This is a genomic window from Virgifigura deserti (assembly GCA_003576685.1).
Taxonomy (GTDB): domain Bacteria; phylum Pseudomonadota; class Alphaproteobacteria; order Dongiales; family Dongiaceae; genus Virgifigura; species Virgifigura deserti.
In genome coordinates, this window is record QOZR01000009.1 from 198542 (window position 1) to 221959 (window position 23418).

At 66.3% G+C, this 23418-nt stretch carries 26 protein-coding genes; 8 read left to right on the forward strand and 18 right to left on the reverse strand.

The features are described from left to right. Positions 1-28: 28 nt before the first annotated feature. From DT069_RS16720 to DT069_RS16730, 3 genes are read right to left on the reverse strand one after another with little or no spacing between them, the layout of a single operon-like run. Complete coding sequence (locus DT069_RS16720) at positions 29-916, reverse strand: prephenate/arogenate dehydrogenase family protein (RefSeq protein ID WP_119461446.1); 888 nt, start codon at positions 914-916, stop codon at positions 29-31. Beyond that, complete coding sequence (hisC, locus tag DT069_RS16725; protein ID WP_425450312.1) at positions 913-2037, reverse strand: histidinol-phosphate transaminase; 1125 nt, start codon at positions 2035-2037, stop codon at positions 913-915. Before hisC ends, DT069_RS16720 begins: the two co-directional genes overlap by 4 nt. Positions 2038-2060: 23 nt before the next feature. Continuing rightward, entirely contained in the window at positions 2061-2954 is an 894-nt protein-coding gene (locus DT069_RS16730; RefSeq protein ID WP_119461448.1) for a chorismate mutase, read from the reverse strand. 142 nt (positions 2955-3096) lie between these two features. On the opposite strand from DT069_RS16730, the gene metX reads away from it, so the two are divergent. The 3 genes from metX (at position 3097) to DT069_RS16745 (ending at position 5699) form a co-directional block, all read left to right on the forward strand. Beyond that, entirely contained in the window at positions 3097-4260 is a 1164-nt protein-coding gene (gene metX, locus DT069_RS16735; RefSeq protein ID WP_119461509.1) for a homoserine O-acetyltransferase MetX, read from the forward strand. A gap of 16 nt (positions 4261-4276) precedes the next feature. Beyond that, positions 4277-4894 (forward strand): methionine biosynthesis protein MetW, encoded by a 618-nt coding sequence (metW, locus tag DT069_RS16740; protein WP_119461449.1) that lies wholly within the window; start codon positions 4277-4279, stop codon positions 4892-4894. A 100-nt stretch (positions 4895-4994) separates the two neighbouring features. Next, positions 4995-5699, forward strand: coding sequence for a hypothetical protein (locus DT069_RS16745; RefSeq protein ID WP_119461450.1), 705 nt, complete (start codon positions 4995-4997; stop codon positions 5697-5699). 44 nt (positions 5700-5743) lie between these two features. Here DT069_RS16745 and DT069_RS16750 read toward each other — a convergent pair whose 3' ends face one another. Beyond that, entirely contained in the window at positions 5744-6493 is a 750-nt protein-coding gene (locus DT069_RS16750) for a class I SAM-dependent methyltransferase (RefSeq protein ID WP_119461451.1), read from the reverse strand. 110 nt (positions 6494-6603) lie between these two features. Here DT069_RS16750 and gloB point away from each other — a divergent pair, with 110 nt between their 5' ends. After that, complete coding sequence (gloB, locus tag DT069_RS16755) at positions 6604-7374, forward strand: hydroxyacylglutathione hydrolase (RefSeq protein ID WP_119461452.1); 771 nt, start codon at positions 6604-6606, stop codon at positions 7372-7374. Between the two features lie 28 nt (positions 7375-7402). Further along, positions 7403-8011 (forward strand): glutathione S-transferase N-terminal domain-containing protein, encoded by a 609-nt coding sequence (locus DT069_RS16760; RefSeq protein ID WP_119461453.1) that lies wholly within the window; start codon positions 7403-7405, stop codon positions 8009-8011. On the opposite strand, the gene yddG is transcribed toward DT069_RS16760, so the two are convergent. From yddG to DT069_RS16780, 4 genes are all read right to left on the reverse strand, one after another. Next, on the reverse strand, positions 8008-8922 hold the full coding sequence (yddG, locus tag DT069_RS16765) for an aromatic amino acid exporter YddG (protein WP_119461510.1): 915 nt from the start codon (positions 8920-8922) through the stop codon (positions 8008-8010). The two genes, DT069_RS16760 and yddG, sit on opposite strands and share 4 nt — an antisense overlap. 276 nt (positions 8923-9198) lie before the next feature. Beyond that, the gene (phbB, locus tag DT069_RS16770; protein WP_119461454.1) at positions 9199-9921 is read right to left on the reverse strand and encodes an acetoacetyl-CoA reductase; all 723 of its coding nucleotides are present in this window, start codon (positions 9919-9921) and stop codon (positions 9199-9201) included. Positions 9922-10060: 139 nt separating this feature from the next. Beyond that, on the reverse strand, positions 10061-11236 hold the full coding sequence (locus DT069_RS16775) for an acetyl-CoA C-acetyltransferase (protein WP_119461455.1): 1176 nt from the start codon (positions 11234-11236) through the stop codon (positions 10061-10063). Positions 11237-11351: 115 nt separating this feature from the next. Then, the gene (locus DT069_RS16780) at positions 11352-12653 is read right to left on the reverse strand and encodes an alpha/beta fold hydrolase (protein WP_425450313.1); all 1302 of its coding nucleotides are present in this window, start codon (positions 12651-12653) and stop codon (positions 11352-11354) included. A gap of 342 nt (positions 12654-12995) precedes the next feature. Here DT069_RS16780 and phaR point away from each other — a divergent pair, with 342 nt between their 5' ends. Then, positions 12996-13613 carry a polyhydroxyalkanoate synthesis repressor PhaR gene (gene phaR, locus DT069_RS16785; protein ID WP_119461456.1) on the forward strand — a complete coding sequence of 206 codons (618 nt, stop codon included), beginning with the start codon at positions 12996-12998 and terminating at the stop codon, positions 13611-13613. 15 nt (positions 13614-13628) lie between these two features. On the opposite strand, the gene DT069_RS16790 is transcribed toward phaR, so the two are convergent. The 6 genes from DT069_RS16790 to DT069_RS16810 all read right to left on the reverse strand — a co-directional run bounded on the left by DT069_RS16790 (position 13629) and on the right by DT069_RS16810 (position 18474). Then, on the reverse strand, positions 13629-14126 hold the full coding sequence (locus tag DT069_RS16790) for a c-type cytochrome (protein ID WP_119461457.1): 498 nt from the start codon (positions 14124-14126) through the stop codon (positions 13629-13631). Next, a complete protein-coding gene (locus DT069_RS25015) occupies positions 14123-14254 on the reverse strand; it encodes a hypothetical protein (protein ID WP_425450314.1) in 132 nt (43 codons plus the stop codon). The genes DT069_RS16790 and DT069_RS25015 overlap by 4 nt, the downstream gene beginning before the upstream one ends. A gap of 45 nt (positions 14255-14299) precedes the next feature. Continuing rightward, the gene (locus DT069_RS16795; protein ID WP_119461458.1) at positions 14300-14734 is read right to left on the reverse strand and encodes a DUF411 domain-containing protein; all 435 of its coding nucleotides are present in this window, start codon (positions 14732-14734) and stop codon (positions 14300-14302) included. Between the two features lie 31 nt (positions 14735-14765). Beyond that, complete coding sequence (locus DT069_RS16800) at positions 14766-16220, reverse strand: multicopper oxidase family protein (protein WP_425450315.1); 1455 nt, start codon at positions 16218-16220, stop codon at positions 14766-14768. 91 nt (positions 16221-16311) lie between these two features. After that, positions 16312-16680, reverse strand: a complete 369-nt coding sequence (locus DT069_RS16805; protein WP_119461459.1) for a hypothetical protein — start codon at positions 16678-16680, stop codon at positions 16312-16314. A 72-nt stretch (positions 16681-16752) separates the two neighbouring features. Continuing rightward, a complete protein-coding gene (locus tag DT069_RS16810) occupies positions 16753-18474 on the reverse strand; it encodes a putative bifunctional diguanylate cyclase/phosphodiesterase (RefSeq protein WP_119461460.1) in 1722 nt (573 codons plus the stop codon). Between the two features lie 259 nt (positions 18475-18733). Here DT069_RS16810 and DT069_RS16815 point away from each other — a divergent pair, with 259 nt between their 5' ends. After that, the gene (locus DT069_RS16815) at positions 18734-19171 is read left to right on the forward strand and encodes a hypothetical protein (protein WP_119461461.1); all 438 of its coding nucleotides are present in this window, start codon (positions 18734-18736) and stop codon (positions 19169-19171) included. A 34-nt stretch (positions 19172-19205) separates the two neighbouring features. Here the strand turns inward: DT069_RS16815 and DT069_RS16820 are convergent, their stop codons facing one another. Continuing rightward, complete coding sequence (locus DT069_RS16820) at positions 19206-19754, reverse strand: HD domain-containing protein (protein ID WP_119461462.1); 549 nt, start codon at positions 19752-19754, stop codon at positions 19206-19208. Further along, the gene (gene tmpA / locus DT069_RS16825) at positions 19751-20902 is read right to left on the reverse strand and encodes a 2-trimethylaminoethylphosphonate dioxygenase (protein WP_425450316.1); all 1152 of its coding nucleotides are present in this window, start codon (positions 20900-20902) and stop codon (positions 19751-19753) included. Before tmpA ends, DT069_RS16820 begins: the two co-directional genes overlap by 4 nt. A 128-nt stretch (positions 20903-21030) precedes the next feature. Between tmpA and DT069_RS16830 the strand changes: the two genes are divergently transcribed. Continuing rightward, entirely contained in the window at positions 21031-21930 is a 900-nt protein-coding gene (locus DT069_RS16830; protein ID WP_119461464.1) for a LysR substrate-binding domain-containing protein, read from the forward strand. Here the strand turns inward: DT069_RS16830 and DT069_RS16835 are convergent. Together DT069_RS16835 and DT069_RS16840 are read right to left on the reverse strand one after the other, a co-directional pair. Further along, the gene (locus tag DT069_RS16835) at positions 21911-22603 is read right to left on the reverse strand and encodes a fumarylacetoacetate hydrolase family protein (protein WP_425450317.1); all 693 of its coding nucleotides are present in this window, start codon (positions 22601-22603) and stop codon (positions 21911-21913) included. The genes DT069_RS16830 and DT069_RS16835 overlap by 20 nt on opposite strands. A 55-nt stretch (positions 22604-22658) precedes the next feature. After that, positions 22659-23411: an ABC transporter permease gene (locus tag DT069_RS16840; RefSeq protein WP_119461466.1), complete on the reverse strand. Its 753-nt coding sequence runs from the start codon at positions 23409-23411 to the stop codon at positions 22659-22661. Between the last annotated feature and the right edge of the window lie 7 nt (positions 23412-23418).

A 23418-nucleotide genomic window follows, 5' to 3' on the forward strand; every position in this document is an offset into this window, starting at 1 on the left:
AGCCACCCAGACCTGGAGCTGTCGAGTCTCAGGCCTGCTTCGCCTCGATGATGCCGCGGCGGACGGCGCGGGTGCGGACGAACAGTTCCTCGAGCTTGTCGCCCTCGCCCCAGCGGATCGCCCGTTGCAGGGCGGTAAGATCCTCAGTGAAGCGGCCCAGCATTTCGAGCACCGCCTCGCGGTTGTTGAGGAAGACGTCCCGCCACATCACGGGATCGGAGGCGGCGATGCGGGTGAAGTCGCGGAAGCCGCCGGCCGAGAACTTGATGACTTCCTTCTCGGTCGCATCCTCGAGATCGGTCGCCGTTCCAACGATCGTATAGGCGATCAGATGCGGCAAATGCGAGGTGATGGCGAGCACGGCGTCGTGATGGGCCGGCTCCATCACCTCGACGTGGCTGCCGCAGCGGCGCCAGAACTCGGCGAGCCTCTCGACCACACCGGCGTCGGTACCAGGCGGCGGGGTCAGGATGCACCAGCGGCCGTCGAACAGCTCCGCGAAGCCCGCCTCGGGCCCGGAATGCTCGGTGCCGGCGACGGGGTGGCCGGGGACGAAGTGGACGCCGTCGGGAACATGCGGCCCCAGATCGCGGATCACCGCTTGCTTCACCGATCCGACGTCGCTCAGGATCGCACCTGCCTCGAGATGCGGGCCGATCGCCGCGCCGAGATCGGCATAGGCGCCGACCGGCGCGCAGAGCACGATCAGATCGGCGCCCGCCACCGCGGCGACCGGATCGGCATGGATGCTGTCGACCAGCCCGAGCGCGACGGCCGCCTCGCGGGTCCGCTCGCTGCGGGCATGGCCGGCGATATGACCGGCAAGCCCGCCCCGGCGTATCGCCCGGGCGAGCGACGAGCCGATCAGGCCGATGCCGATCAGCGCGACGCGCCGGAACAGCGGCGTCTCGGTCATCGCCCGCCCCGTCCTTGGACCGTCGATAGGCTGCCCTGATCGGCAAAGGCGGTCAACGCATCGACCACCGCGCGCATCTCCTCCTCGAGGCCGATCGTGATGCGCAGCCAGTCGCCGAGCCCATAGGCACCCATCCGCCGCGGGATGATCCCGCGCTGGTTGAGGAACTCGCAGGCCGCCGCGGCGTCCGCCCCCGACTCGGCCGGGAAGTGGACCAGAACGAAATTACCGACGCTCGGGTTCGACGCGATGCCGATGCCCGCCAACGCATCGCGGAACCAGGGCAGCCAACGGTCGTTGTGGGCCCGTGCCCGCTCGACATGGCCGGTGTCGGCCAGGGCCGCCACGCCCGCCGCTTGCGCCGGCGCCGGAACGTTGAAGGGGCCGCGTAGGCGATTCAGCACATCGGCCACCGCTGGGGGGCAATAGGCCCAGCCCAGCCGCAGCGCTGCCAGCCCGAAAATCTTCGAGAAGGTCCGCGTCATCACCACATTGTCGTGCGCCGCCACCAGGGTGCTGCCGGGTTCGTAGTCGCCGCGGCCGACATATTCGGCATAGGCGGCATCGATCACCAACAGCACGTCCGGTGGCAATCCTTCATGCAGGCGCCGCAACGCCGCCGCCGGCAGATAGCTGCCCGTCGGATTGTTCGGGTTGGCGAGGAAGACGATGCGCGTCCGCGGACCCACCCGCTCCAGCAAGGCATCAACATCGGCCGTGAGGTCGGTCTCCGGCGCGCTGACCGGCACGGCGCCGACCGACTGCGCCGCGATCGCGTACATCAGGAAGCCATGGCGGCTGTACAGAACCTCATCGCCGGGACCGGCATAGGCGCGCGTCAGAAGGCCGATCAGCTCGTCCGAGCCGGCACCGCAGACGATCGCGGCCGGATCGAGCCCGAACCGCCGGCCGATCGCCTCCCGCAGCCTAGTCGCGCCGCCGTCGGGGTAACGGTGCAGGGTCGCCGCCGCCTGACGATAGGCCTCGACCGCCTGCGGGCTCGCGCCGAGCGCCCCCTCATTCGAAGCGAGGCGGATCACGCGGCCCTGTCCGGCAAGCGACGATTCGCCGCCGACATAGGGCGCGATATCGAGAATTCCGGGTCTAACGGTAAGCGCCATGATCTTGATCTATGCCCGAGAACCTATGTCCTGAGATCCAGCTCGGCTGGCGTGAACGGTACGGCATAGCCGCCGAGCGGCCAGATCTGGCGCAGACTCTCGCCCAGGCGCCGGGCGACGGCGCCGAGCCGCTCGTCGGTCGGCGCCAGGAAACCGTCGATCTCGATCAGATGCAGCCAGGTTTCCGGGTTGCTGGAGTCACGCCAGACATGGATATAGACGGTCTCCAGCGCCGCCGCCTCGAGCGCGGCCCGCAAGCCGCTACGGCTCACCTCGGTCGTCGCCTCGAACACGACCAGGCTGCGATCCTTGCCCGTCTCCTCCTGGACGACCCGGCCCACCGCGAGCGCCTCAACCGCGCCGCCGAACAGCGTCGCGGGCGCGCCGAAGGGCAGCCGCGCGATGACGCGCGGGATGCGTGCATCATTACTCAGCATATAGCGCCACCAGGGCTCGCCGTCGTCCTGCTGCGGCAGCGGCAGGACGCCGACGGTGGCCTGACCGTCGATCACGGCGCGCAGCACCTGACCGGAGGAGTCATGCATGGTGATCGGGGTCAGGCTGCCGAAATGATCATGCGCCAGATCCCAGTAGCCGGAGACCTGATCCGGGGCATACACAGCCACCGCAAACGGCCCCTGCAGGCGCACCAGCGCCGACATCATCTCGCGCCACATGCGGATGATCGTGGCCTTGGGAAGATTCCCCCGATGCCGCTCGATCAGCCGGCGCAGCACCACCGCCTCCCGCCCCGGCCGCAGGAAGGGCGATTCGGCCGCATCGCCGCCGCCGTTCCCCTTGAACATGCCGATCTGCACGGCGATCTCGGATCGCCGCATCAGCAACTCATGCAGGGCGGTATCGATCTCGTCGATTTGCCGGCGCAGATCGTCGAGCGGAGAATCGGCTGAATCCATCGTTCAGGAACCACGCTTCGGGAGCGGTCTAGTGATAGTCGCAGCCGCCCTCAAAAGCAAAGAAAACATTGACAGTCGCGACTGCAGATACCTAGCTATGCTCGCCTTCTACAATCGCTTTTTGGCGCCCGGAAACACCCTTATGAACCCGCCGCAGCAAAGCGCCGCCGGCACCTTGCCGGACTCCGCCAGCCACCACGCCGTCTTCGGCGAGGACCGGCCGCTGCGCCTCGACTGCGGGGTCGATCTGGGCCCGTTCTCCGTCGCCTACCAGACCTATGGGACGCTCAACCGGGACCGGTCGAACGCCATCCTCGTCTGCCATGCGCTGACCGGCGACCAGTTCCTGGCCGGACCGCATCCGGTGACGGGCCGGCCGGGCTGGTGGAACCTGATGGTGGGACCCGGCCTGCCGCTCGACACGAACCGCTATTTCGTCGTCTGCGCCAACGTGCTCGGCGGCTGCATGGGGACGACCGGCCCGAAGGAGATCAATCCGCGGACCGGCGCGCCCTATGGGCTGAGCTTCCCGGTGATCACGATCGCCGACATGGTGCGAGTGCAAAAGCTCCTAATTGACCATCTGGGCATCGACAAGCTGTTCTGCGTAATCGGCGGCTCGATGGGCGGCATGCAGGTCCTGCAGTGGGCGTCGAGCTTCCCCGAACGTGTCTTCGCCGCGGTGCCGATCGCCGCCGCCGCCCGACATTCGGCGCAGAACATCGCCTTTCACGAGGTCGGTCGCCAGGCGATCGTCGCCGATCCGGACTGGTGTGGCGGCGACTATCTGCGCCAGGGGCGGAAGCCGAGCCGCGGCCTGTCGGTGGCGCGCATGGCGGCGCACATCACCTACCTGTCGGAAGCGGCGCTGCATCGGAAGTTCGGCCGCAACCTGCAGGATCGGAAGACGGTGACCTACGGCTTCGACGCCGATTTCCAGGTCGAAAGCTATCTGCGCTATCAGGGGTCGACCTTCGTCGAGCGATTCGACGCCAATTCCTACCTCTACATCACCCGCGCCATGGATTACTTCGACCTGGCAGCAGAGCATGGCGGGGTGCTGGCCAGCGCGTTCCGCGACACGCCCGTCCGGTTCTGCCTCGTCTCCTTCACCAGCGACTGGCTGTTCCCGACACCGGAGAGCCGGGCGGTCGTGCACGCGCTCAACGCCGTCGCCGCCAATGTCAGCTTCGTCGAGATCGAGAGCGACAAGGGGCACGACGCCTTCCTCCTCGACGAGCCGGAGTTCGCGGCAACGCTCAGCGGGTTCCTGAATGGCTGCGCCGAACATCGCGGTCTGTCCTGAAAGGCGACCGCCCGGCATGAAACGCGACCACGTTCCCATTCGCGTCGACCTGCAGCTCATCGCCGACATGGTCGAGCCGAACGCGCGCGTCCTCGACATCGGCTGCGGCGACGGAGCGCTGCTCGATCATCTGGTTCATCTGAAGCAAGTGGACGGCCGCGGCATCGAACTGAGCCAGGCCGGCGTGAACGCCTGCGTGAGCCAGGGTCTCAGCGTCATCCAAGGAGACGCCGACACCGACCTCAAGAACTACCCGTCGAACGCGTTCGATTACGTCGTCTTGAGCCAGACGCTGCAGGCGACCCGCGATCCCAAGGGCGTGGTCGCGCAGATGATCAGGATCGGCCGCCGGGCCATCGTCTCGTTCCCGAATTTCGGGCATTGGCAGGTGCGATGGCACCTGCTGACGCAGGGACGCATGCCGGTGACCCATTCGCTGCCGCTGAAATGGTACAACACGCCGAACATCCACCTTTGCACCATCATGGATTTCGTCGGCCTGTGCGAGGAGCTCGACATCGTCGTGGAGCGCGCGATGAGTATCAATGGCGGCGGCAAGACCGGCGAAATCCACTCGCTGCGGCGCGCGAACCTGTTCGGCGAGCAAGGGATGTTCCTGCTGCGCCGGCGATAGCGATAGCGGCCGCATTTATGTTGTTGGGAGATAGGATTTATCTATCCTCCGATACTGATCCTTTTCAGTAAAGAGCCGTAAAGCAGGGGGAACATCGCTCATGGCGAAATATGATCGGGACTATTCGGTAACCGAGATCAAGAGCATGATTGCCATCTCGGAGGCAAAGCCTCACCCCTTCAATCCACCGCACAAGGGGCATGCTTTCTCTCTGCATCACGGAATCAGCGATTCCGATCTGATCGCCAAGAACAAGTCAGCCTTCATCATTTCAGCGGATACGAACAGCTATTTGGATACGCTTGATCCCGCCGACCTCCTGAATGGCGGCATGGATCTTGCGCGGCGTCAGGCTCTCCGCATCCGCGCACGGACCGTCTTCGACCAGCCGTTCATGGTCGCGGCGATTCTGAATTCACCCTTCGGCCAGGCAGCCTTGCGTCTTCTCAATGTCGCGATGGGAGCCCGGGTGACCATTCACGCGAAGCCGATGAATTCCCCAATGGGAAGCTTCCGCATGCGCCAGAACGTTGGCGGAGCCGTCGATTCGAGCGGCGCAGTCCAGCATGTCGTCATCATTATCGATAATGGCGGCCGGGATGCGGGAAAGGATTACCTCCACTTCGTGACCGCCTACCCGACCAACAGCCCGACATACAAATTCAAGTTCAGTCCCCAGGCCAATTTCCCGCAGACACACCCCGGCGTCGAGTTCTACACGGATAATGGCCGGAAATCCTTGTATCGATGGCAATCCGAAAACCAGTCGGCCGACAGCAGTCTGCAGCTCCTGTTCACAGCCTGATCGGTTGTTTGCCGCCGCAACGTAATCTTATCTTCGGGCAGCCCTCAATCCGCCGGTTCCCGATTCACCCGTGTGGCCGTTTGCGGGAACGGCAGGATGACAGCGGGCCGCCGGCGCCGGGGCTGCCGCACCAGGGTTCCGCCATAGAGTTGCTTGCTGGCCTCGACGATCGTCACCCCTGCGAAAGCCTGGAACCAGCGGTCGCCGATCCTCTCCCAGGCGGGCGCGGCGCTGAGAAGCGCGCTCGAGCGGGTCGGCGGAATATAGAGTGCCCGGGCCGTCTGCGTCGGGGTGAAGGAGGTGTCGCGCAGCAGCCGCGACAGTTGCGACGGCGAATAGGGATGGCCCTGGCCGAACGGCGTGCGATCGGTCCGCGCCCAGATGCCGCGCCGGTTCGGCACCACCACCAGGAGCCGGCCGCTGCCCGACATCACCCGCCAGATCTCGCGCAGCATGTCGCGCAGATGCTCGCTCTGCTCGAGCCCGTGGACCAGCAGGACCCGGTCGATGGAATAGGTCGGCAGCGGCAGCTCCGTCTCGTCGGTCAGCGCCACCAGATTGGGGCCCTCCGGCGGCCAGCGGATCACCCCCTGGGCCGCCGGCATGAGGGCCAGCACCCGCTCTGCCTCGTCCCGGAACTGGCGCAGGTAGGGGGTCGCGTAGCCGAGCCCCAGCAGCGACTGCCCCCGCAGGTCGGGCCAGAGCGCGCGGATCCGCCGGCGGATCAGGTGACGGGTCACTTGCCCGAGCCGGGAGTCGTAGAATTCCCTCAGATCGACGACGTCGCTCCACATGATGCCACTATGCTAACACAAAATCGGAACGAAATCCCGGCCCCGTGGCGCAGCCCTCTCGGAGATGTTAACTTGCCGGCCATCATCTGCCCGTTTGCGCGAGGAGGGCCATGTCTGCGCTGAAGATCGATCTCGTCCCCCTGCTCAAGGACAATTACGGCTATCTGGCCCATGATCCGGAGACGGCGATGACGGCCGCCGTCGACCCGTCGGTGGCGGAGCCGATGCTTGCCGCGGCCGAGGCGCGGGGCTGGCGCATCAGCCATGTCCTCAACACCCACCACCATGCCGATCACACCGGCGGCAATCTTGAGATCAAGCGGGCGACCGGCTGCACCATCGTCGGGCCGAGGCCGGACGAAGCGCGCATCCCCGGCATCGACGTCGCCCTGGATGAGGGCGACAGCTTCCGGATGGGCGCGGCCGAGGCACAGATCTTCTTCATTCCCGGCCATACCCGCGGCCACATCGCCTTCTGGTTCCCCGATAGCCGGGCGCTGTTCTGCGGCGATACCCTGTTCGCGCTCGGCTGCGGCCGGCTGTTCGAAGGCACGCCGTCGCAGATGTGGTCGTCGCTCGGCAAGCTCCGCGACCTGCCCGGCGACACCCGCGTCTATTGCGGCCATGAATACACCCAGGCGAACGCCCGCTTCGCCCGCACGGTCGATCCGGAGAATGACACGCTCGCGGACCGGGCGGTGCGGATCGACGCGCTCCGGGCCGAGAGCCGGCCGACCATACCCTCGACCATGGCAGAAGAACGGGTGACGAATCCGTTCCTGCGCGCCGACGATCCGGCGCTTGCGGCCGCCGTTGGCCTCGCCGGCGCCGATCCGGTTTCGGTATTCGCGGAGGTTCGCCGCCGCAAGGATGAATTCTAAAAAGCGATAGGGGAAAGGACCGGCGTCGATGAAGCTGCGCTACTCGCCGACAAGCCCATATGTCCGGAAGGTCAATGTCGTCGCCATAGAAACCGGCCTGCAGGACCGGATCGAACGGGTGCCGACAGTCACCGCCGATCCGGCCAGCGGCCTCGCCAAGGACAATCCGCTCGGCAAGGTGCCGGTGCTGATCACCGACGACGGGATGCGATTCTATGACTCACCTGTGATCTGCGAATATCTCGACAGCCTGCATGGGCGGCCGAAGCTGATCCCGTCGGAGGGCATGGCGCGCTGGACGGTGCTGCGCCAGCAGGCGCTGGCCGACGGAGTTCTGGACGCAGCCGTGCTGCGTCTGCTCGAAACCCGCCGGCCGTCGACACAGCAATCGACGGACTGGATCGAGAAGCAGCGCGGCGTCATCCTCCGCAGCCTGGACGCGCTGGAGGCGGAAGCGAAGGATCTGAACGGCCCAGCGACCATGGGACAGATCGCGATTGCCGTCGCGCTCGGCTATGTCGACTTCCGGTTCGCCGGCGACAAATGGCGCGACCGGCGGCCGACGCTCGCGGGCTGGTACGAGACCTTCTCGCAGCGGCCGTCAATGACGGCGACGGTGCCGAGAGACCCGAGCTAGCTCCGACGACGCCAGATATCGCGGGAGGCCAGGATGGCGCCGCCGACGATCAGGAGACAGGCGGCGCCGATCGTCCAACTCGGTTCGGCACGGCCGAAGACGACGAGCAGCAGCGTCGAGAGCAGCGGCGCGGCATAGGAGAAAGCGCCGAGCGCCTTAATATCTCCGTGCTTCACGCCGTAGTCCCAGACGAAGAAGGCAGCGCCGACCGGCCCAAGACCGAGCGCGAGAACGGCGAGCCAACCCGGCCCGTCGGGCCAGCGGGTCTCCTCGAAGGCGAGATGGCATAGCAGCCCCAGCAGCGCGGTCGCACCGCAGAAGCCGCCGACCACGTCGGTCGGCACGCGCCCGAACCGCCGGCTCAGCACGGAATAGCCCGACCAGGTCAGAGCGCAGGCGGCAGCGGCGAGATAGCCGAGCACGAATTCCGGCCGCATCGACAGGCCGCCGGCGTTGCGGGTGATCAGCAGGGCCGCGCCGGCAAGACCCGCGAGCGCCCCCAGAAGATGGAACCAGCGCAGCCGCTCGCCCGGGAGCAACGCCGAGAACAGCACGATCAGCAAGGGCCAAAGAAAGGCGATCAGGCTGGCATCGACCGCCGGGGCATTGCCCAGCGCGACGAAATAGAAGAAGTGATAGCCGAACAGCCCGCCGACGCCGAGCAGCCAGACTGCCGCCGGCTGGCGCAGCCGATCGAGAACCGGCACGCCGTTGGCGGCGTCGAAGACCCATTTGCCGAGCGCCAGCAGGAAGGCGACCGTGAAGGTCAGCGCGACAAGCTGGAACGGCGGCATCGGCGCCGTCGCGGTCGTGAGCAGCGCAAGAGTCGCCCAGAGCAGCACCGCGACCCCGCCGATCAGCGTCGCGCGCAGCCGCGCCGGCGCGGCGGTGGGGAGGGTCGATTCGGCCATGGCCTGGAGCGATAGCGCAGAGCAGCGGCGGCTGTCCAGAGGGATGAACAGCCGGTGGACCAAGACCGAGTGGACCAAGACTACGTGCGAATGCCTCCGGAATCCGAATCTCGTTGTCATTGCCGGGTCAAGCCCGGCAATCCATGACCCTTGGCGAGGGCTTTGCCAGCCGCGTTCTGGATGCCCGGATCAAGTCCGGGCATGCCAAAAAGGAAGCCCCAAGGGCACTAGCAATCCGCTTTAGCTTCGCCCCCCGTCAGCCCGACCTGGACGCAATCAGTAGATATGCTGGCCGCCGTTGATGGAAAGCGTCGATCCGGTGACGAAGCCCGCTTCGTCGGCGGCGAGGAAGACGACCGCGCGGGCCACCTCCTCCGGCTCTCCGAGGCGGCCGACCGGGATGCGGGCGACGATCTTCTCGAGCACTGGCGCGGGCACGGCGCGCACCATGTCGGTGCTGATATAGCCGGGCGCGATGCAGTTTACGGTGATGCCCTTGGCCGCCCCCTCGAGCGCAAGCGCCTTGGTGAAGCCCTGCATCCCGCATTTCGCCGCCGAGTAGTTGGTCTGGCCGAGCTGCCCGGCCTGGCCGTTGATCGAGCCGATATTGATGATCCGGCCGAAGCCGCGGCCCCGCATCGATTCGATGACGCAGCGCGACATGTTGAAGCAGGAGGTCAGGTTGGTCTGCATGACCTCCATCCACTGCTCGGCGGTCATTCGGTGCAGGGTGACGTCGCGGGTGATCCCGGCATTGTTCACCAGCACGTCGACCGGGCCGAGATCTTCGGTGATCTTTTTGATTCCGGCTTCGCAGGCGGCGAGGTCGGCCACATCGAACTTGTAGGTCGGGATGCCGGTCTCCTCGCGGAACGCCTGGGCCGCGACGTCGTTGCCGCCATAATTGGCGGCGACGGCATAGCCCGCATCCTTCAGCGCTACCGAAATGGCCCCGCCGATGCCCCGCGTTCCACCCGTGACGACTGCGATACGTGCCATGCTGTCCTCCCTGTTGGCGATCCTTTATCGGGGGCACCACCACCGCGGCCAGCACCCTTATGTTTAGATAATAGTATCGTGAGCCGTCACACCTGTCCCTGCGACAGATCAGCCGTCAAGCAAGATCACCGAAAGAAGGTCAGCGCTCGACGCACATGGCGATGCCCATGCCGCCACCGATGCACAGGGTGGCCAAGCCCCGCTTGGCGTCCCGCCGGATCATCTCATGCAGCAGGGTGACGAGGATGCGCGCGCCGGAGGCGCCGATCGGGTGGCCGATGGCGATGGCGCCGCCATTGACATTGACTTTGCCGGTGTCCCAGCCGAGGTCTTTGTTCACGGCACAGGCCTGCGCGGCGAAAGCCTCGTTCGCCTCGATGAGGTGAACATCCTCATGGCTCCAGCCGGCCTTGGCCAGGGCCGCCCGACTCGCCGGAATCGGGCCGGAGCCCATCAGCGCCGGATCGACGCCCGCCGTCGCCCAGGAGACGATGCGGGCAAGCGGCGCGACGCCCCGCTTCGCCGCCGCGGCATCGGTCATCAGCACCACGGCCGCGGCGCCGTCATTGATCCCTGACGCATTTCCGGCCGTAACCGTGCCGTTCTCGCGGATGAAGGCGGGGCGCAGCTTCTGCAGATTTTCCGCCGTCGTGCCATGCTTCGGATATTCGTCGGTGTCGACCGTCACGTCGCCCTTGCGGCCGCTGATCACGACGGGGACGATCTCGTCCTTGAAGCGGCCGGCCTTCTGCGCCGCCTCCGCCTTCTGCTGCGAGGCGGCGGCGAACTGGTCCTGCTGCTCGCGGGTGATCTGCCACTTCTGGGCGACGTTCTCGGCCGTGTTGCCCATGTGATAGCCGTTGAAGGCGTCCCACAGCCCGTCCTTGATCATGGTGTCGACCATCTCGGCCGGCCCCATCTTGACGCCGTTGCGCAAATGCACGCAGTGCGGCGCCAGACTCATGCTCTCCTGCCCACCGGCGACGACGATGTCGCTGTCGCCGCACAGGATCGCCTGATAGCCGAGCGCGACCGCGCGCAGGCCGGAGCCGCAGAGCTGGTTGATCTGATAGGCGGTCCGCTCGACCGGGATGCCCGCGCCGATCGCCGCCTGTCGGGCGGGATTCTGGCCGGCGCCGGCTGTCAGGATCTGGCCCAGCACGACCTCGCTCACTTCGCCCGGCTCGACCGTCGCCCGCTCCAGCGCCGCCTTGATCGCGACCTGCCCCAGCGTGGAGGCGGGAACGCTGCTGAGGGATCCGTTGAATGCGCCGACCGGAGTCCGCGCTGCGCCGGCGATAACGACATCGGTCATGACTGGCTCCTTCCGAGGTTTGCGGCTCCAGAGTTTCCGGCCTTCGGGCCGTGCGAGCCTGATCTTTCGTTAAAGCACGATAGTCGCAGCCATATTGCACTGCAAGATAACCGATTCAATTCCCGAGATTCGCTAGCCAGTCGGCGAGCGGTTGCCAAAGCCGTGCCTCGGCGCCGCGGCCGACGATCATGCCAATATGGCCGGCGGCGGGCCTGAGTTGGACTGCCTGCGGCAGGGCGCGCGCCAAGGCCTGCGCGGAAGCCGGCGGAACGATGCGGTCGCGGTCGGGCAGGACGACGAGGCTCGGCAGCGTCAGCCTTTCGGGCAGAACCGGCCGGCCGGCCACGCGCCACGAACCCCGGGCCGGCGTGTTTGCCGCGTACCAACCCGCCAGGCACTCCCGCGCGACCGAGGCCGCGAGAGACACGCCATCGTTCAGCCAATCCTCAAGCGCCACAAATCGCCGCGCCTGCGGGGAGTCGACCTCGAGAGCGGCGAAACCGCGGAACTTGCGGACCACGCCGAAGGGATCGATCACAGTGAACAGCGCCTGGATCAGGTCCACCGGCAGTTCCTGCAAGGTCTGCAGCAACGGATCGAGCGAACCGGCGACCGCGCCGGCAAGTCGGGCTTGACCGGGCTGCCCGGCATGAAAGTCGCCCGCATGAAAATCCCAGGGCGTGGCGAGGCAGGCCAAGCCGGTAAGGTCCTCGGCTCGCCGCAACGCCAGCGCCAGCGCCAGCAGCCCGCCCATGCAATAGCCGACCACTGCCACCGGCCCGCCCGTTGCGCCGATAACGGCGTCGAGCGCGCGCTCCAGCCGGCCGGCGATGTAGTCGGTGAGCGTGAAGCTGCGCTCCGCCGGTCCGGGACGATCCCAGTCGACCAGGATCGGGCGGAGCCCGCGGCGCGCCAGATAGCGCATCAGGCTCTGCTCGGCGGTGAGGTCGAGGATCTGCGCCCGATTGACCAGCGATGGGATGACGAGGAGAGCGGGTTCGCCGCGCCGAGCGGTGCGGAGGCCGTCAACAGCGCCATAGTCGAGCAGGCGGGTGGTGCCCTCGCGCCACAGGACCGGCGGGTCGACAAGCGTCCGGCGATAGGGGTGACGGCGATACCGATCGACGCCGGTCAGGAACGCGGCGAAGCGCCGTCGCGCCTCGGCCTCGACGGCGGCGGCGAGGGCTTCAGGATCGGCGTTTCGGAGTTCGGCCCGAAGGGCGCTGACCTGCGGAGCGTCCGCCGCCGCTTTCGAGACGAGCGATCCGCTCTTCAAGAGCGCCAAGCCGGCGCTCGAGCTCAGCCATGCCGTCGCCGCCAGCGCCAGATGCTGAGGAAGCGGTCGCGGCCCGAGACGGTGCCTCGGACGACTCTGCGCCTTTGGCGACTCGGTCATCGGCAGGCGCCGACCCGTCATGCTCCTCGTTCTCCCGCGCCTTGGCCCCTGCGGCCGCCCCGGCCGCTATTGCCATCTGTTGAAAGAACCGGCCCATCTGTTCAGCCAGCTCGGCATTGTCAACCAGCGCCGCCATCTGATCCTCCCACAAGTCAAGATAGCGGTGTGCCAAGCTTTCAAGGTCCGGTGCTTCAGCCATGGGGCCACTATACGAAAGCAGGAGCCAGCGCGCCACCCGCGGAACGGATGATCCATGGAACCTGTCGCGCCGCAGCAACAGCGTCAACGCATTGTTTCGCGGAAGCGAAATGCTGCTATGCTCAGAGGTGGTAGGTGGATCACAACATCGGTAGGCACGATCTCATGGCGGAACAGGGCCCGGCTGACAAAGCGCCGATCACGATCAAAAAATACGCGAACCGCCGACTCTACAATACCGCGACGAGTAGTTATGTGACGCTCGACCATCTCTGCCAGATGGTTAAGGAGGGTGTCGACTTCGTCGTCTATGACGCCAAGACCGGCGACGACATCACGCGCTCCGTCCTGACCCAGATCATCGTCGAGGAGGAGGCGAAAGGGCAGAACCTGCTGCCGATCGCCTTTCTTCGCCAGCTGATCAGCTTCTACGGCGACAATCTGCAGTTCCTGGTCCCGCGCTATCTCGAGCACTCCATGGAATCCTTCGCCCGGAACCAGGAGCAGATGCGGACCTATATCCAGGACACCTTCGGCGGTATGTTCCCGTTCGGCCGCTTCGAGGAGATGGGCAAGCAGAACATCGCCTTCTTCGAGCGCGCGATGAAGATGTTCTCCCCGATTCACAACGGGGATGAAACGACGCCGCGCGGCGATGCGGCGCGCCAGGACCAGAGGCCGGGGAACAGCAAGCCGGACGCGCTCGGCGATTTGAAGACCCAGCTCGAGGCGCTGCAGAAGCAGGTCGAGGCGCTAAGCCGAGACAAGACCGGCGAGAAGTAGCCCGATCGTCAGGGATCAGGGCTCGGCAGTGCCGCGAACCTCTCCCCGGGCCTCCTGGCGCCGCCGGATCTCGGGCGGCCAAGTATTCTTGATGAAGGCGATGACAGCCGCGATCTCGCGGTTCGTTAGCACGTCCTCGAAGGCGGGCATGTCGCTTTCATAGCCCGGCACGATCCCCGATACACCCTTCTTCGTGAGTTCGACGAGCTGCGCATCCGAGTGGTGCCAGGTATGCCCCGAGGCGTCATGCGGCGGTGCCGGCAAGCGACCGTCGGGCTTGCGCTCCCGCCAGTTCGGCTGCCCTTCGAGATTGGCGCCGTGGCAGGCTGCGCAATGCGTGGCGTAGACCTGTTGACCCAAGGCGACCTGCGCCGGATCGTCGGGATCGATCGCCACCTCCGGCGCGGTTCCCGGCAGGCCGAACCAGCCGAGCGCGAGCGCCGCCACACTGCCCGCCCCGACCAGACCGGCGAGCGCGGCGACGATCAGCAGCGAACGTCGCCACGGTCTCATTGTCGGCGCCCGCCGAACAGATATTTGAGGAGCGCCGCGGCGGCGAGCAGCAGCACGACGACGGCCAGGAGGCCGATCGCGATCATCAGCCACATCATGCCGCCGCCCATCATCATGTCGTGCATCATCGGCGCCCCTCGCCGGAGCGCCGGCCGGCGCGGCTCACGACCCGGCTATTCGACCGCATAGACCTTCGCCTCGTCGGAAAGCTCGTAGATGGTGAAGGGCTCGGTCTTCGGCCCACTCATGCCCGGCGAGCCCGTCGGCATCCCGGGTAGCGAGATCCCTTTTATGGCAGGGCGCTCGGCCAGCAGCCGGTCGAGCGTGGTCACGGGCACATGGCCCTCGACGACATAACCGTCGACCAGCGTCGTGTGGCAGCCCTCCAGCGCCGTCGGCACGCTGTGCTGCTGCTTGACGAGGGGAAGGTCGTGCGTGGCGACGACCTCCACCTCATAGCCGTTGGCCCGGAGATAGTCGGCATAGGACTCGCAGCAGCCGCATTGCGGGCTCTTATAGAGGGTCGCCTGCGTCGCGCTTTCCTCTGCAAGGGCGGGCGCCGACAGCGCGAGGCCGGCACCGAGAACGAGAGTGGCCAGGATACGCATGGTTCATCTCCATGGTTGTCGGTTGTTCGGTTCAAGCGATGCGGACGACGCCCATCATGCCGCCGGCCTGATGCTCCAGAATGTGGCAGTGGAGCATCCAGTCGCCGGGATTGTCGGCGACAAAGGCGATCTCCGCAGTCTCGCGCGGGCTGAGAAGGACGGTGTCCTGCCATTCGCGATATCGGGTCGGCGCGCCGTCGCGCGTGATGACGCGGAAGGCGTGGCCGTGCAGATGGATTGGGTGCCACCAAGCGGTCTCGTTCCTGAGCGTGAGGATGCAGGACCGGCCGCGCGCCAAGGTGATCAGCGGTTCGTGAACATGGCCCGTCGCGGCGACGCCGTTCACCGTCCAGGCCATGCCGTGCCGCATCATCTCCCGCATATCCATGTGCCGGCCGTCCATCATGGACGACATCATCCCGCCCATCATGCCACCGCCGAACAGGATCTCGTGGCGCTCGGCGGCGGCGAGATCCGGCTCGGCCAGCGGGTTGGCGGACAGGCGCACCGGTGCGTCGAGTGGCGTCTCCCGGAGGGGCGGCGCGTCGGTGTAGGCGATATCGAGCAGGCGATATTCGAGCCCTTCATAGAAGCCGTCGATCACGCGGAACCGTCCGCCCGGCCTGCCGGTCATGTCCAGGATCAGGTCGATTCGCATGGCCGGCCCGAGAACGACACGGCCGCCTTCGGGCGCGTGGGGCGCGACGGGCTGGCCGTCGAGGGCGATCACCATGGGCGCGTGGCCCTCGAACGCCAGCCCGAAGATGCGCGCATTGGCGGCGTTGACCAGCCGCAGGCGGATGCGCTCACCCGCCCGCACGGCGAAGCGGTCGGGCACCCGTCCGTTGACGGTCGCCGTATTGCCGACCCGGCCGGCATGCGAGACATCGTGAAGGTTGCCGAAATCGTCGCTGATCGCGGCCGTCTCGAGCAGGCGCCAGTCGTCCAGGACCCAGGTGACGTCGCGGTCAACCGGGATCGGCTCGGGCTCCTCGATGATCAGGGCACCATAGAGCCCGCGTCCGACCTGCTCGAAGCTCCGCTGGTGCGGGTGGTACCAGAACGTGCCGGCATCCGGGACATCGAATTCATAGGTGAAGGTCTCGCCCGGCGCGATCGGCGCCTGGGTCAGGTGCGGCACGCCGTCCATGGCGTTCGGCACCCGCAAGCCATGCCAGTGAACCGTCGTCTCTTCATCGAGCTGGTTCTCGACGGCGATCCGCAGCCGGTCGCCCTGGCGCACGCGGAGCTCCGGGCCCGGCACCCGGCCGCCATAGCACCAGACGTCGGTTTCCGGATAGGGCGCGCCGACCAGCGGCACGCGCCCGCGTTCGGCGACGAGACTGTACGCTCGGACGGCCGGCGACGTCCCGGCCGCGTGGCCTGTCCCGGGCAGCCGCAGCGCATAGAGCGCGACCGCCGCCCCGCCTCCGAGCATCACCGACCGGCGGCCGACCGCCGACGCAAAGGCAGGTTTCGATATCATGGTCCCTCTCCCGTGACCGTCACCGGCCGGCCGTTACGGCCGGGCAAGCGACGAATGGATCTTGGGGACGGCCCGCGACCAGCAGGCCGTCTTAAGTCAGGGAGACCGGTCTGGGAGGGAGCGGTTCGGGTGCGATCGGAATGCCGATCCCTGCGCGCGGCGGCATCCCAGATGATATGGCGCGCCCGGCAGCATCAAGACCTAGCGTCGCCGCGGGCAAGGCCGCAAAACCGGCGGCGCAGAACGCTGCGCAGTCCATACCCGCCACAGCCTTCTGCAGGTCGCCGCAGCCATCGCAGGACGAGGACATCGGGCTTCCGGAGCCTTCAGCGTCGCCGTCAAGGGCGGCCATGGCATCACCACCCATCAACAGGCTCATGCTCGCCTGAATTGGCAGGGCGGACAGAAGCGCGACGAGGGCGATAAGCCCGACGATTCGGCGGAAATCGAACAGTCGCATGCAAAAAGAATAGCATCGACCGTCTCGGCTGCAAACCATCGCCTGGTTCTGCAGAGCCTGCGGTAGGAGAGTCTACGCCACCCCGACGACGCGTTGCGACTTCTTCAGCCAGGGACGCTGCGTGTCCGGCCGGCCGAAATAATAGCCCTGAAGGTACTGCACACCTTCGCCGAGCAGGAAGGCCACCTCCGACTCGGTCTCGACGCATTCGGCGACCGTTTCCAGATTGAAGGCGTCGGCAACGCCGAGCATGTTGCGGATGAAGAGCTGGTTGTTGACGTTTTCCGCCAGATTGCGAACGAAGGAGCCGTCGAGCTTGACGATGTCGACCGCCAGCGCCTTCAGGTGGCGGAAGGAGGTGAAGCCGGCGCCGAAATCATCGACCGCGACGCGACAGCCGAGGTCGCGCACCGCGGTCACGAACCGCGCCGACTCGTCGATGTCGTGAAGCGCGGTGGTCTCGGTGATCTCGACGATCAGCCGGCTGGCGATCTCCGGCTTGCCCTTGAGCAGCGCAATCAGCGCCCGTAGCCAAGCCTGATCGGTCGCCGTAATGCCGGAGATGTTGATCGCCAACGTGACGTCGCGGCTCTCATGCAGTTCGCGGACAGCGAGGTCCAGGACATGGCGGTCCATGCGCCGGACCAGCCCGAGCTGTTCCATGACCGGTACGAAGGCCGAGGCCGGTATCAGGTCCTTGCCCGGTTCATCGCCCTCGCCCCGCATGCGCAGCAGGCATTCATAAAAGGCGGCCTGCCGGTTGCACCCTTTCACGACCGGCTGAAAGGCGAACAGCAGACGGTCGTCGCGGATTGCCTGCTGGACCTGCGCGCCGATATCGAGGCTGCGGCGGTGGAGCCGGTCCTGATGGTCTGAAGTCTGGTAGAGGACGAAGCAGTCGCGCCCGGCGACCTTCGCCTCCTTCAGCGCAGTCTCGGCCTTGGCGATCGCATCGTAGGAAGTGCTGGAAGATTGGGGGACGAGAATCCCGCCGATCGAAACCGTGACATCGATCTTGCCATCCGGCGTCTCGATCGGCTGCTCGCGCATCGCCTGGAGGATGCGCTCTGCCGCGCGCGCGAGCTGGTCGGCCGAAGACTGTCCGATCACGATGCCGAACCGGTCGGCGTCGATGCGGCCGACGATGTCGGTCGTGCGTAGGCAGCGGTCGAGTCGCTGCCCGACGGCGATGAGGGCGGCGTCGCCGGCCTGATAGCCAAAGGCGTTGTTGATCATCGCCAGCTTGTCGAGGCCAACGACGAGGAGGCCCCCCGTCAGGTTGAACCGATGGCAGGAGGCCAGCGCATGCTCGAGTGCATCCCGCAGCCTGATCTTGTTGAGATGGCCGGTCAGCTCGTCGAAATTGGCGAGCCGCTCGAGGCGCACCTCGTTCTGCTTGCGGGCGGTGATCAGGCGGAGGCTACCGATCAGCCGTTCCGGCGTGCCAGCCGCCGAGAAGCGCGCCTGCCCGCGATCGTTCACCCAGGAATAGCTGCCGGAACCGGTACGGACACGATATTCGCAGTCATAGGGCGCCCCTTCGCTGAGGTGATCGGAAAGTGCCTTGAGGCGGACCGGCAGATCCTCGGGATGGATGCGCTTGTTGAACCTGTCGCTGGTTGACAGCGCCGCGATCGCGACCGCTCCGAAGATGCCGGTCGGATGCCCCGCCCAGAGAATGGAGTTCCCGACGAGGTCCCATTCATAGACGAGATCGCCCGAGGCCTCGATGGCGCCGCGCACCCAGTCATAGGGGGTCAGGCTCGCCACCGCCTCCTGCCGACTCAGGATCATGGAAACCTCCTACCTGAAGGCGGATGCGACAGATCATCGTCTACCCGCGTCGCCCAATCTTCCGAGGTTAGGAGCCCAGCCGTTAACAATTTGTAAAATGGGAGTCCCAGCTAATGCCTGAAGAATGATGCCGGATATTTGAACATTATGGTGAATACAGAGAAGCGCCCTCTATAATCCAGGCACTGTACCGACTATAGGTTTCGGTGTAATAAAAATTGATTTCAAAGCGTAGGAAAATCGATATAACTTCCGACTGATGACGAACACGCCCGGCATACTCCTTCTTCCGCCGCCCGCGGCACCGGTCGCAACAGCGACCAAGGCGGATCGAGCGGCGGCCTTGCTGCCGATTGCGCCGGCGCAGCCGCTGCGCGCGGACAAGGACAGGGATGTCGCGTCCGATCATCTGGGATTCCGACAATCCGATTCTTCGGCTCGCAACGGGGCGGCCGCGGCGAAGCAAGCTGGCGGAGGAGAGCGCTGGCTGCCGGCCAGCCTAGTCGAGGCCGAGCCGCAGGAAACGGGCAGCCGTCGCGCCGAACTGCCGTTCCTGGCACAGCAGATCGCCCAGGAAGCACTGTCGTCGGGATTGCACCGGGAACCGTGGGAGGCCGGACTGGCAGCCTATCGACGCGCGGGCGGCGAACCGCCGCTTCCGGCGAGCGAGCCCCCTCTCGTTCGGTTATCCGCCTGACGGGGGCTTCGGCTCAAGGTATGGGATGCGGGCGTCAGACTGCGCCCCGCCCCTCCTCGAGCAGCCGCCCCAGACGAGAGCGGTAGCGGGCGAAGTCCGGCACCGTCAGGCCGGGCTCCTTGCCGCCGTCGTCCCAGCGGCGCAGACGCACGGCCGCCTCGGCGAACGGCTGGGCGGCGAAGGCCGCCATCTCCGCCGGAGACATCGGCCCACCCTGCTTCGACAGGGTGTAGACAGACGCCGGCGATAGCCTAGCCAGATAGTACGGCTCCACGGCGCAGAGATAGCGCTTGGCGGCGACATGGAGGCGCGCCGGCTCGCTGACCTCGGGGCCGAAATGGCGCGCGAGCCAGTCGCCGCCCGAATGGTCGTGCTTGTGATAGCCGTAGGAATCATCGCGCTGCTGCAGGAAATGGCCAATGTCGTGGAGCAAGGCGGCGATGACGAGCCTGTCATCGGCCCCCTCGCCTTCGGCCAGCGCGGCGCTTTGGAGCGCATGCTGCGCCATCGTCACGCCTTCGCCATAGACGTTGTCGCCATGCATGGCATAGAGGGCTTCGATCTCTTCCAGGACCGGATTCATAGGGACGCCTCTAGGACGCGCAGTCTGCTCAACAGGCCGTCCTTGTCCGCATAGGTCCCCTGGAGATGCCGCCGGCCCTTGCCGAAACCGCGCCGGCCATGCAGCACCCGCTGATTGTCGACGATGAAGAGGTCGCCGGCGCCGAGCCTGAAGCTGACGATCGCCGCCGGGTCATGCAGCAGCCGGCCGAAGCGGCGATAGGCCTGGTAGAACGGCACCACGGTCTCTTCAGGCAGATCGAAGGGTGCCGCCGACCGGTTGTTGTAGCGGACGGCGCGCAAGTCCCCTTCGCTGTCCAGCTCGATCAGCGGTGCGGCGGCCCGGAGGTCGACGGCGCCCTTCTCCACATAGCGGAAGGGCACCGCATATCGCGTCAGCAGGTTGAAGGCTTCCGGCGCCTCGCGCCGGAGCCGTTCGGCGGCGAAGAAGCCGTCGACCACGACCGATTCGCCACCCTCCTCGGCCGCCTGCAGGCAGTGGAGGAGCTGAAGCTGCGGCACGGGGTCGCGATAGGGATTGTCGGTATGGTTGCCGAGCGCCAAGCCGGTGAAAGCGAGGTTGTTCGGCTTCTCGACCGAGATCACGTCGAACAGCCGCCCGTAGTTCGTCTCCCGCACATAGCCGAACAGCTCGACCACGCGGCAGACCATGCCGTCCTCCGCCGGCACGCCGGACAGCAGTGCGAACCCGTAATCGCGGATATGCGCCAGCCAGTCGGCAAGCGCCCTGCCCCCCTTCACGACCTCGGCGTAAGCGGCAGTCGGAGGGTTGGCCGCCAGCCCCTTATCCCATAGGTGCTTGTCGAGACGGCGCTCGGCCCGCGAGGCCGGGTCGAGCGCATGATCGCGCAGCCATGCGCCGCTGAAGACCGTCGCGACGCTGTTCGGGGCGAAGGTTACGGCGACATCACCCTCGCCGGTCAATTCAACCGAAGCGATCCCGACCTCGTCGGGCAGCTCGGCGACGTCGAACAGGCGCTGCCCGTCCGGCCCATGCCGGCCGTCCGGCCGGTTGTCGAAGAGCCAGATCGCGGCGAACCGGCTCTCACGGCCGTCGGCCCAGCCGATCGTCAGCGTCTCCGCGTCCTGTCGCAAACCGGCGATCCCTGGCCGCGCCAGGCGCGCCGCCACCGCCTGCATCCTGCTCATGCTGGGCACCTCTCCGCCATTCGATCTTCGACAGGATGGTGGCGCTCACGGCATCTTTAATCAAATTGATATTTTGATGAGGAAATCATAAGAGAATTTATAGTGGAATTGGTACCGGGAGCCGACCGATGTGGAGCGTGAACTATACGCAGCTCCGGGCCTTCAACGCGGTCGCCCGGGCGCGCAGCTTCTCCAAGGCAGCCAGTTTGCTGGGCATCACGCAGCCGGCGGTGACGGTTCAGGTGAAAGCCCTGGAGACCGCCTATGCGGTCCATCTGTTTCAGCGCCAGGGACGGAGCGTCGTTCCGACCGAATCGGGACAGGCGCTATTCGCGCTCACGCAGCAGATGTTCCTGGCCGAGGAGCGGATCGGCGAGTTCCTGACAAGCTCGACGACATTGGAGGCCGGCAGTCTGGCGCTTGCCGCCGACGGGCCGCATATTGCACTGGACGTCGTCTCGCGCTTCGCGCGGCGCTATCCGCGCGTCCAGGTTTCCGTGCGCCTGGGCAATACCGCCGCGGCGGTTCAGGAGCTGCTGGAACAGCGCGTCGATGCGGCCGTCGTCGCCAATCCGAAGACGGATCCGCGCACGATCATCGTTCCGATCCATCGACGCGGGATGCTCGCGCTCGTGCCGCGCGATCATCCGCTGGCGACGCAATCTCGGCTGAAGCTGCGGGACATCGCTGGCCACCCGGTCATCCTGCGGGAAATCGGCTCGACCACGCGGCGGCTCCTCGACGAGGCGGCCCGACGCGCGAATGTCGCGCTCGCCCCGACCCTGGAACTGGGGAGCCGCGAGGCGATGCGCGAAGCGGTCGCCCGCGGCCTCGGAATCGGCTTCCTGTTCGAGCGCGAGAACGAGGGCGACGACAGAACCGTTGCCGTCCCCCTCCAGGGGCTCTCGGACATCAATGTCGACACGGTGACGTGCCTGAAAAGCAACCGACGCAGCGCCGTGGTCCGCGCGGTGATCGAAATCGCCGAAGAGATCGCGGCCCGGCCGCTCACGCCTTCTCGATCGTGACCACGAGATCCCCGACGCCGTCGACATGGCCTTCCATCCGGTCTCCCGGCACGACCGCGCCGACGCCCTCGGGCGTGCCCGTGAGGATGAGATCGCCCGGCGCAAGCGTGACGAAGCCGGACAGATAGGCGATCGTCTCCGGCACCGTCCAGATCTGCTGGGCAAGGTCGCCGCTCTGCTTGGTCTCGCCATTGACCTTCAGCCAGATCGCCCCATCGGCGGGATGGCCGATCTTGCTGGCCGGCTGGACCGCGGAGCAGGGTGCCGACTGGTCGAACCCTTTCCCCATGTCCCACGGCCGCGCCGTCTTCTTGGCCTCGTTCTGAAGGTCCCGCCGGGTCAGGTCGATGCCGACGGCATAGCCATAAACGTGGTCGAGAGCGCTTTCCGCCGGAATATCGCGCCCGCCCTTTCCGATCACGACGACCAGCTCGATCTCGTAATGCAGGTTGGCGGTCCGCGGCGGATAGGGAATCGATGCGCCGCTCGGCACAATGGCATCCGCCGGCTTCATGAAGAAGAACGGCGGCTCGCGATCCGGATCCGACCCCATCTCGCGCGCATGCGCCGCATAGTTGCGCCCGACGCAATAGATGCGGTGGATCGGGACCGTCTCTTCGCTGCCGACGACAGGAAGGGTGGGTTCGGCCGCAGGGGGAAATACGTGAGTCACGGCGTTCTCTTTCTTTGTTCTTGCATTCAGGTGATGGGGCCGGTGCGTGCTGGCGTTAGCGCGTGCTGGCGTAATATTCGATTCGCCGCTCGACATAGGCGACCGTTTCCGAGATCGCGAAGGCGAAGGCGAAAACCATGATGACGAGCGCCCAGAACTCCTCCATCAGGAAGTTCCGGGAATAGAGCTCGAACAGCTCGCCGACGCCGACGATGGCCACCAAAAGCTGACCGATCACGACCCCCTTCACCCCGCGGATCAGGCCGAGCCGGACGCCGGCGAGGATTTCCGGCAGCGCCGCGAAGAAGAGGATCTTCGTATAGAGGGCGAACCGGCTCGCCCCGAAGGACCGCCCCATCTCGAGCAGGGATGCGTTCGCGTGCTTCGCCCCAACCTGGACGTCGAGCGCGATGACCCAGACTGAGAACAGGAACACGGTGGTGATGATCGTCGCCTGGCCGAATCCCAGCAGCGCCATCAGCACCGGGATGACGGCCGTGAGCGGCGAGCTTTCGAAGATGTTGACCCACATCCCCATCAACTGGCCGATCGCCTTCACGCGGCCCATCAGGATGCCGAGCGGAATCCCGACGAGAAGCGAGAGGCCCATGCCGGCCAGAAAGGCGGTCATGGTGATCGTAATGGCATCGTGGAACTTCTGGCTCGGCAGCATGGTGATGCCGGCGGCGATCACGCCGCTGAAGGGCGGGATCAGGATGGTCAGGTCAAGCTGGCCGACGATCTCCCAGACGACGAACCACGCCAGGAGCGAGAACATCATGGGGATCCGGTAACCGAGGACGGTCATGTCTCGT

Coding starts and splice junctions, on each gene's coding strand:
- metW (WP_119461449.1), top strand. CDS start 4,277: ATGAAACGCGACCACGTTCCCATTCGCGTCGACCTGCAGCTCATCGCC.
- DT069_RS16730 (WP_119461448.1), bottom strand. CDS start 2,954: ATGGATTCAGCCGATTCTCCGCTCGACGATCTGCGCCGGCAAATCGAC.
- phaR (WP_119461456.1), top strand. CDS start 12,996: ATGGCGGAACAGGGCCCGGCTGACAAAGCGCCGATCACGATCAAAAAA.
- hisC (WP_425450312.1), bottom strand. CDS start 2,037: ATGGCGCTTACCGTTAGACCCGGAATTCTCGATATCGCGCCCTATGTC.
- yddG (WP_119461510.1), bottom strand. CDS start 8,922: ATGGCCGAATCGACCCTCCCCACCGCCGCGCCGGCGCGGCTGCGCGCG.
- DT069_RS16820 (WP_119461462.1), bottom strand. CDS start 19,754: ATGAATCCGGTCCTGGAAGAGATCGAAGCCCTCTATGCCATGCATGGC.
- metX (WP_119461509.1), top strand. CDS start 3,097: ATGAACCCGCCGCAGCAAAGCGCCGCCGGCACCTTGCCGGACTCCGCC.
- tmpA (WP_425450316.1), bottom strand. CDS start 20,902: ATGAGCAGGATGCAGGCGGTGGCGGCGCGCCTGGCGCGGCCAGGGATC.
- DT069_RS16805 (WP_119461459.1), bottom strand. CDS start 16,680: ATGCGACTGTTCGATTTCCGCCGAATCGTCGGGCTTATCGCCCTCGTC.
- DT069_RS16815 (WP_119461461.1), top strand. CDS start 18,734: ATGACGAACACGCCCGGCATACTCCTTCTTCCGCCGCCCGCGGCACCG.
- DT069_RS16745 (WP_119461450.1), top strand. CDS start 4,995: ATGGCGAAATATGATCGGGACTATTCGGTAACCGAGATCAAGAGCATG.
- DT069_RS16720 (WP_119461446.1), bottom strand. CDS start 916: ATGACCGAGACGCCGCTGTTCCGGCGCGTCGCGCTGATCGGCATCGGC.
- phbB (WP_119461454.1), bottom strand. CDS start 9,921: ATGGCACGTATCGCAGTCGTCACGGGTGGAACGCGGGGCATCGGCGGG.
- DT069_RS16775 (WP_119461455.1), bottom strand. CDS start 11,236: ATGACCGATGTCGTTATCGCCGGCGCAGCGCGGACTCCGGTCGGCGCA.
- gloB (WP_119461452.1), top strand. CDS start 6,604: ATGTCTGCGCTGAAGATCGATCTCGTCCCCCTGCTCAAGGACAATTAC.
- DT069_RS16750 (WP_119461451.1), bottom strand. CDS start 6,493: ATGTGGAGCGACGTCGTCGATCTGAGGGAATTCTACGACTCCCGGCTC.
- DT069_RS16760 (WP_119461453.1), top strand. CDS start 7,403: ATGAAGCTGCGCTACTCGCCGACAAGCCCATATGTCCGGAAGGTCAAT.
- DT069_RS16780 (WP_425450313.1), bottom strand. CDS start 12,653: ATGACGGGTCGGCGCCTGCCGATGACCGAGTCGCCAAAGGCGCAGAGT.
- DT069_RS16800 (WP_425450315.1), bottom strand. CDS start 16,220: ATGATATCGAAACCTGCCTTTGCGTCGGCGGTCGGCCGCCGGTCGGTG.
- DT069_RS16840 (WP_119461466.1), bottom strand. CDS start 23,411: ATGACCGTCCTCGGTTACCGGATCCCCATGATGTTCTCGCTCCTGGCG.
- DT069_RS16790 (WP_119461457.1), bottom strand. CDS start 14,126: ATGAGACCGTGGCGACGTTCGCTGCTGATCGTCGCCGCGCTCGCCGGT.
- DT069_RS16830 (WP_119461464.1), top strand. CDS start 21,031: ATGTGGAGCGTGAACTATACGCAGCTCCGGGCCTTCAACGCGGTCGCC.
- DT069_RS25015 (WP_425450314.1), bottom strand. CDS start 14,254: ATGATGCACGACATGATGATGGGCGGCGGCATGATGTGGCTGATGATC.
- DT069_RS16810 (WP_119461460.1), bottom strand. CDS start 18,474: ATGATCCTGAGTCGGCAGGAGGCGGTGGCGAGCCTGACCCCCTATGAC.
- DT069_RS16795 (WP_119461458.1), bottom strand. CDS start 14,734: ATGCGTATCCTGGCCACTCTCGTTCTCGGTGCCGGCCTCGCGCTGTCG.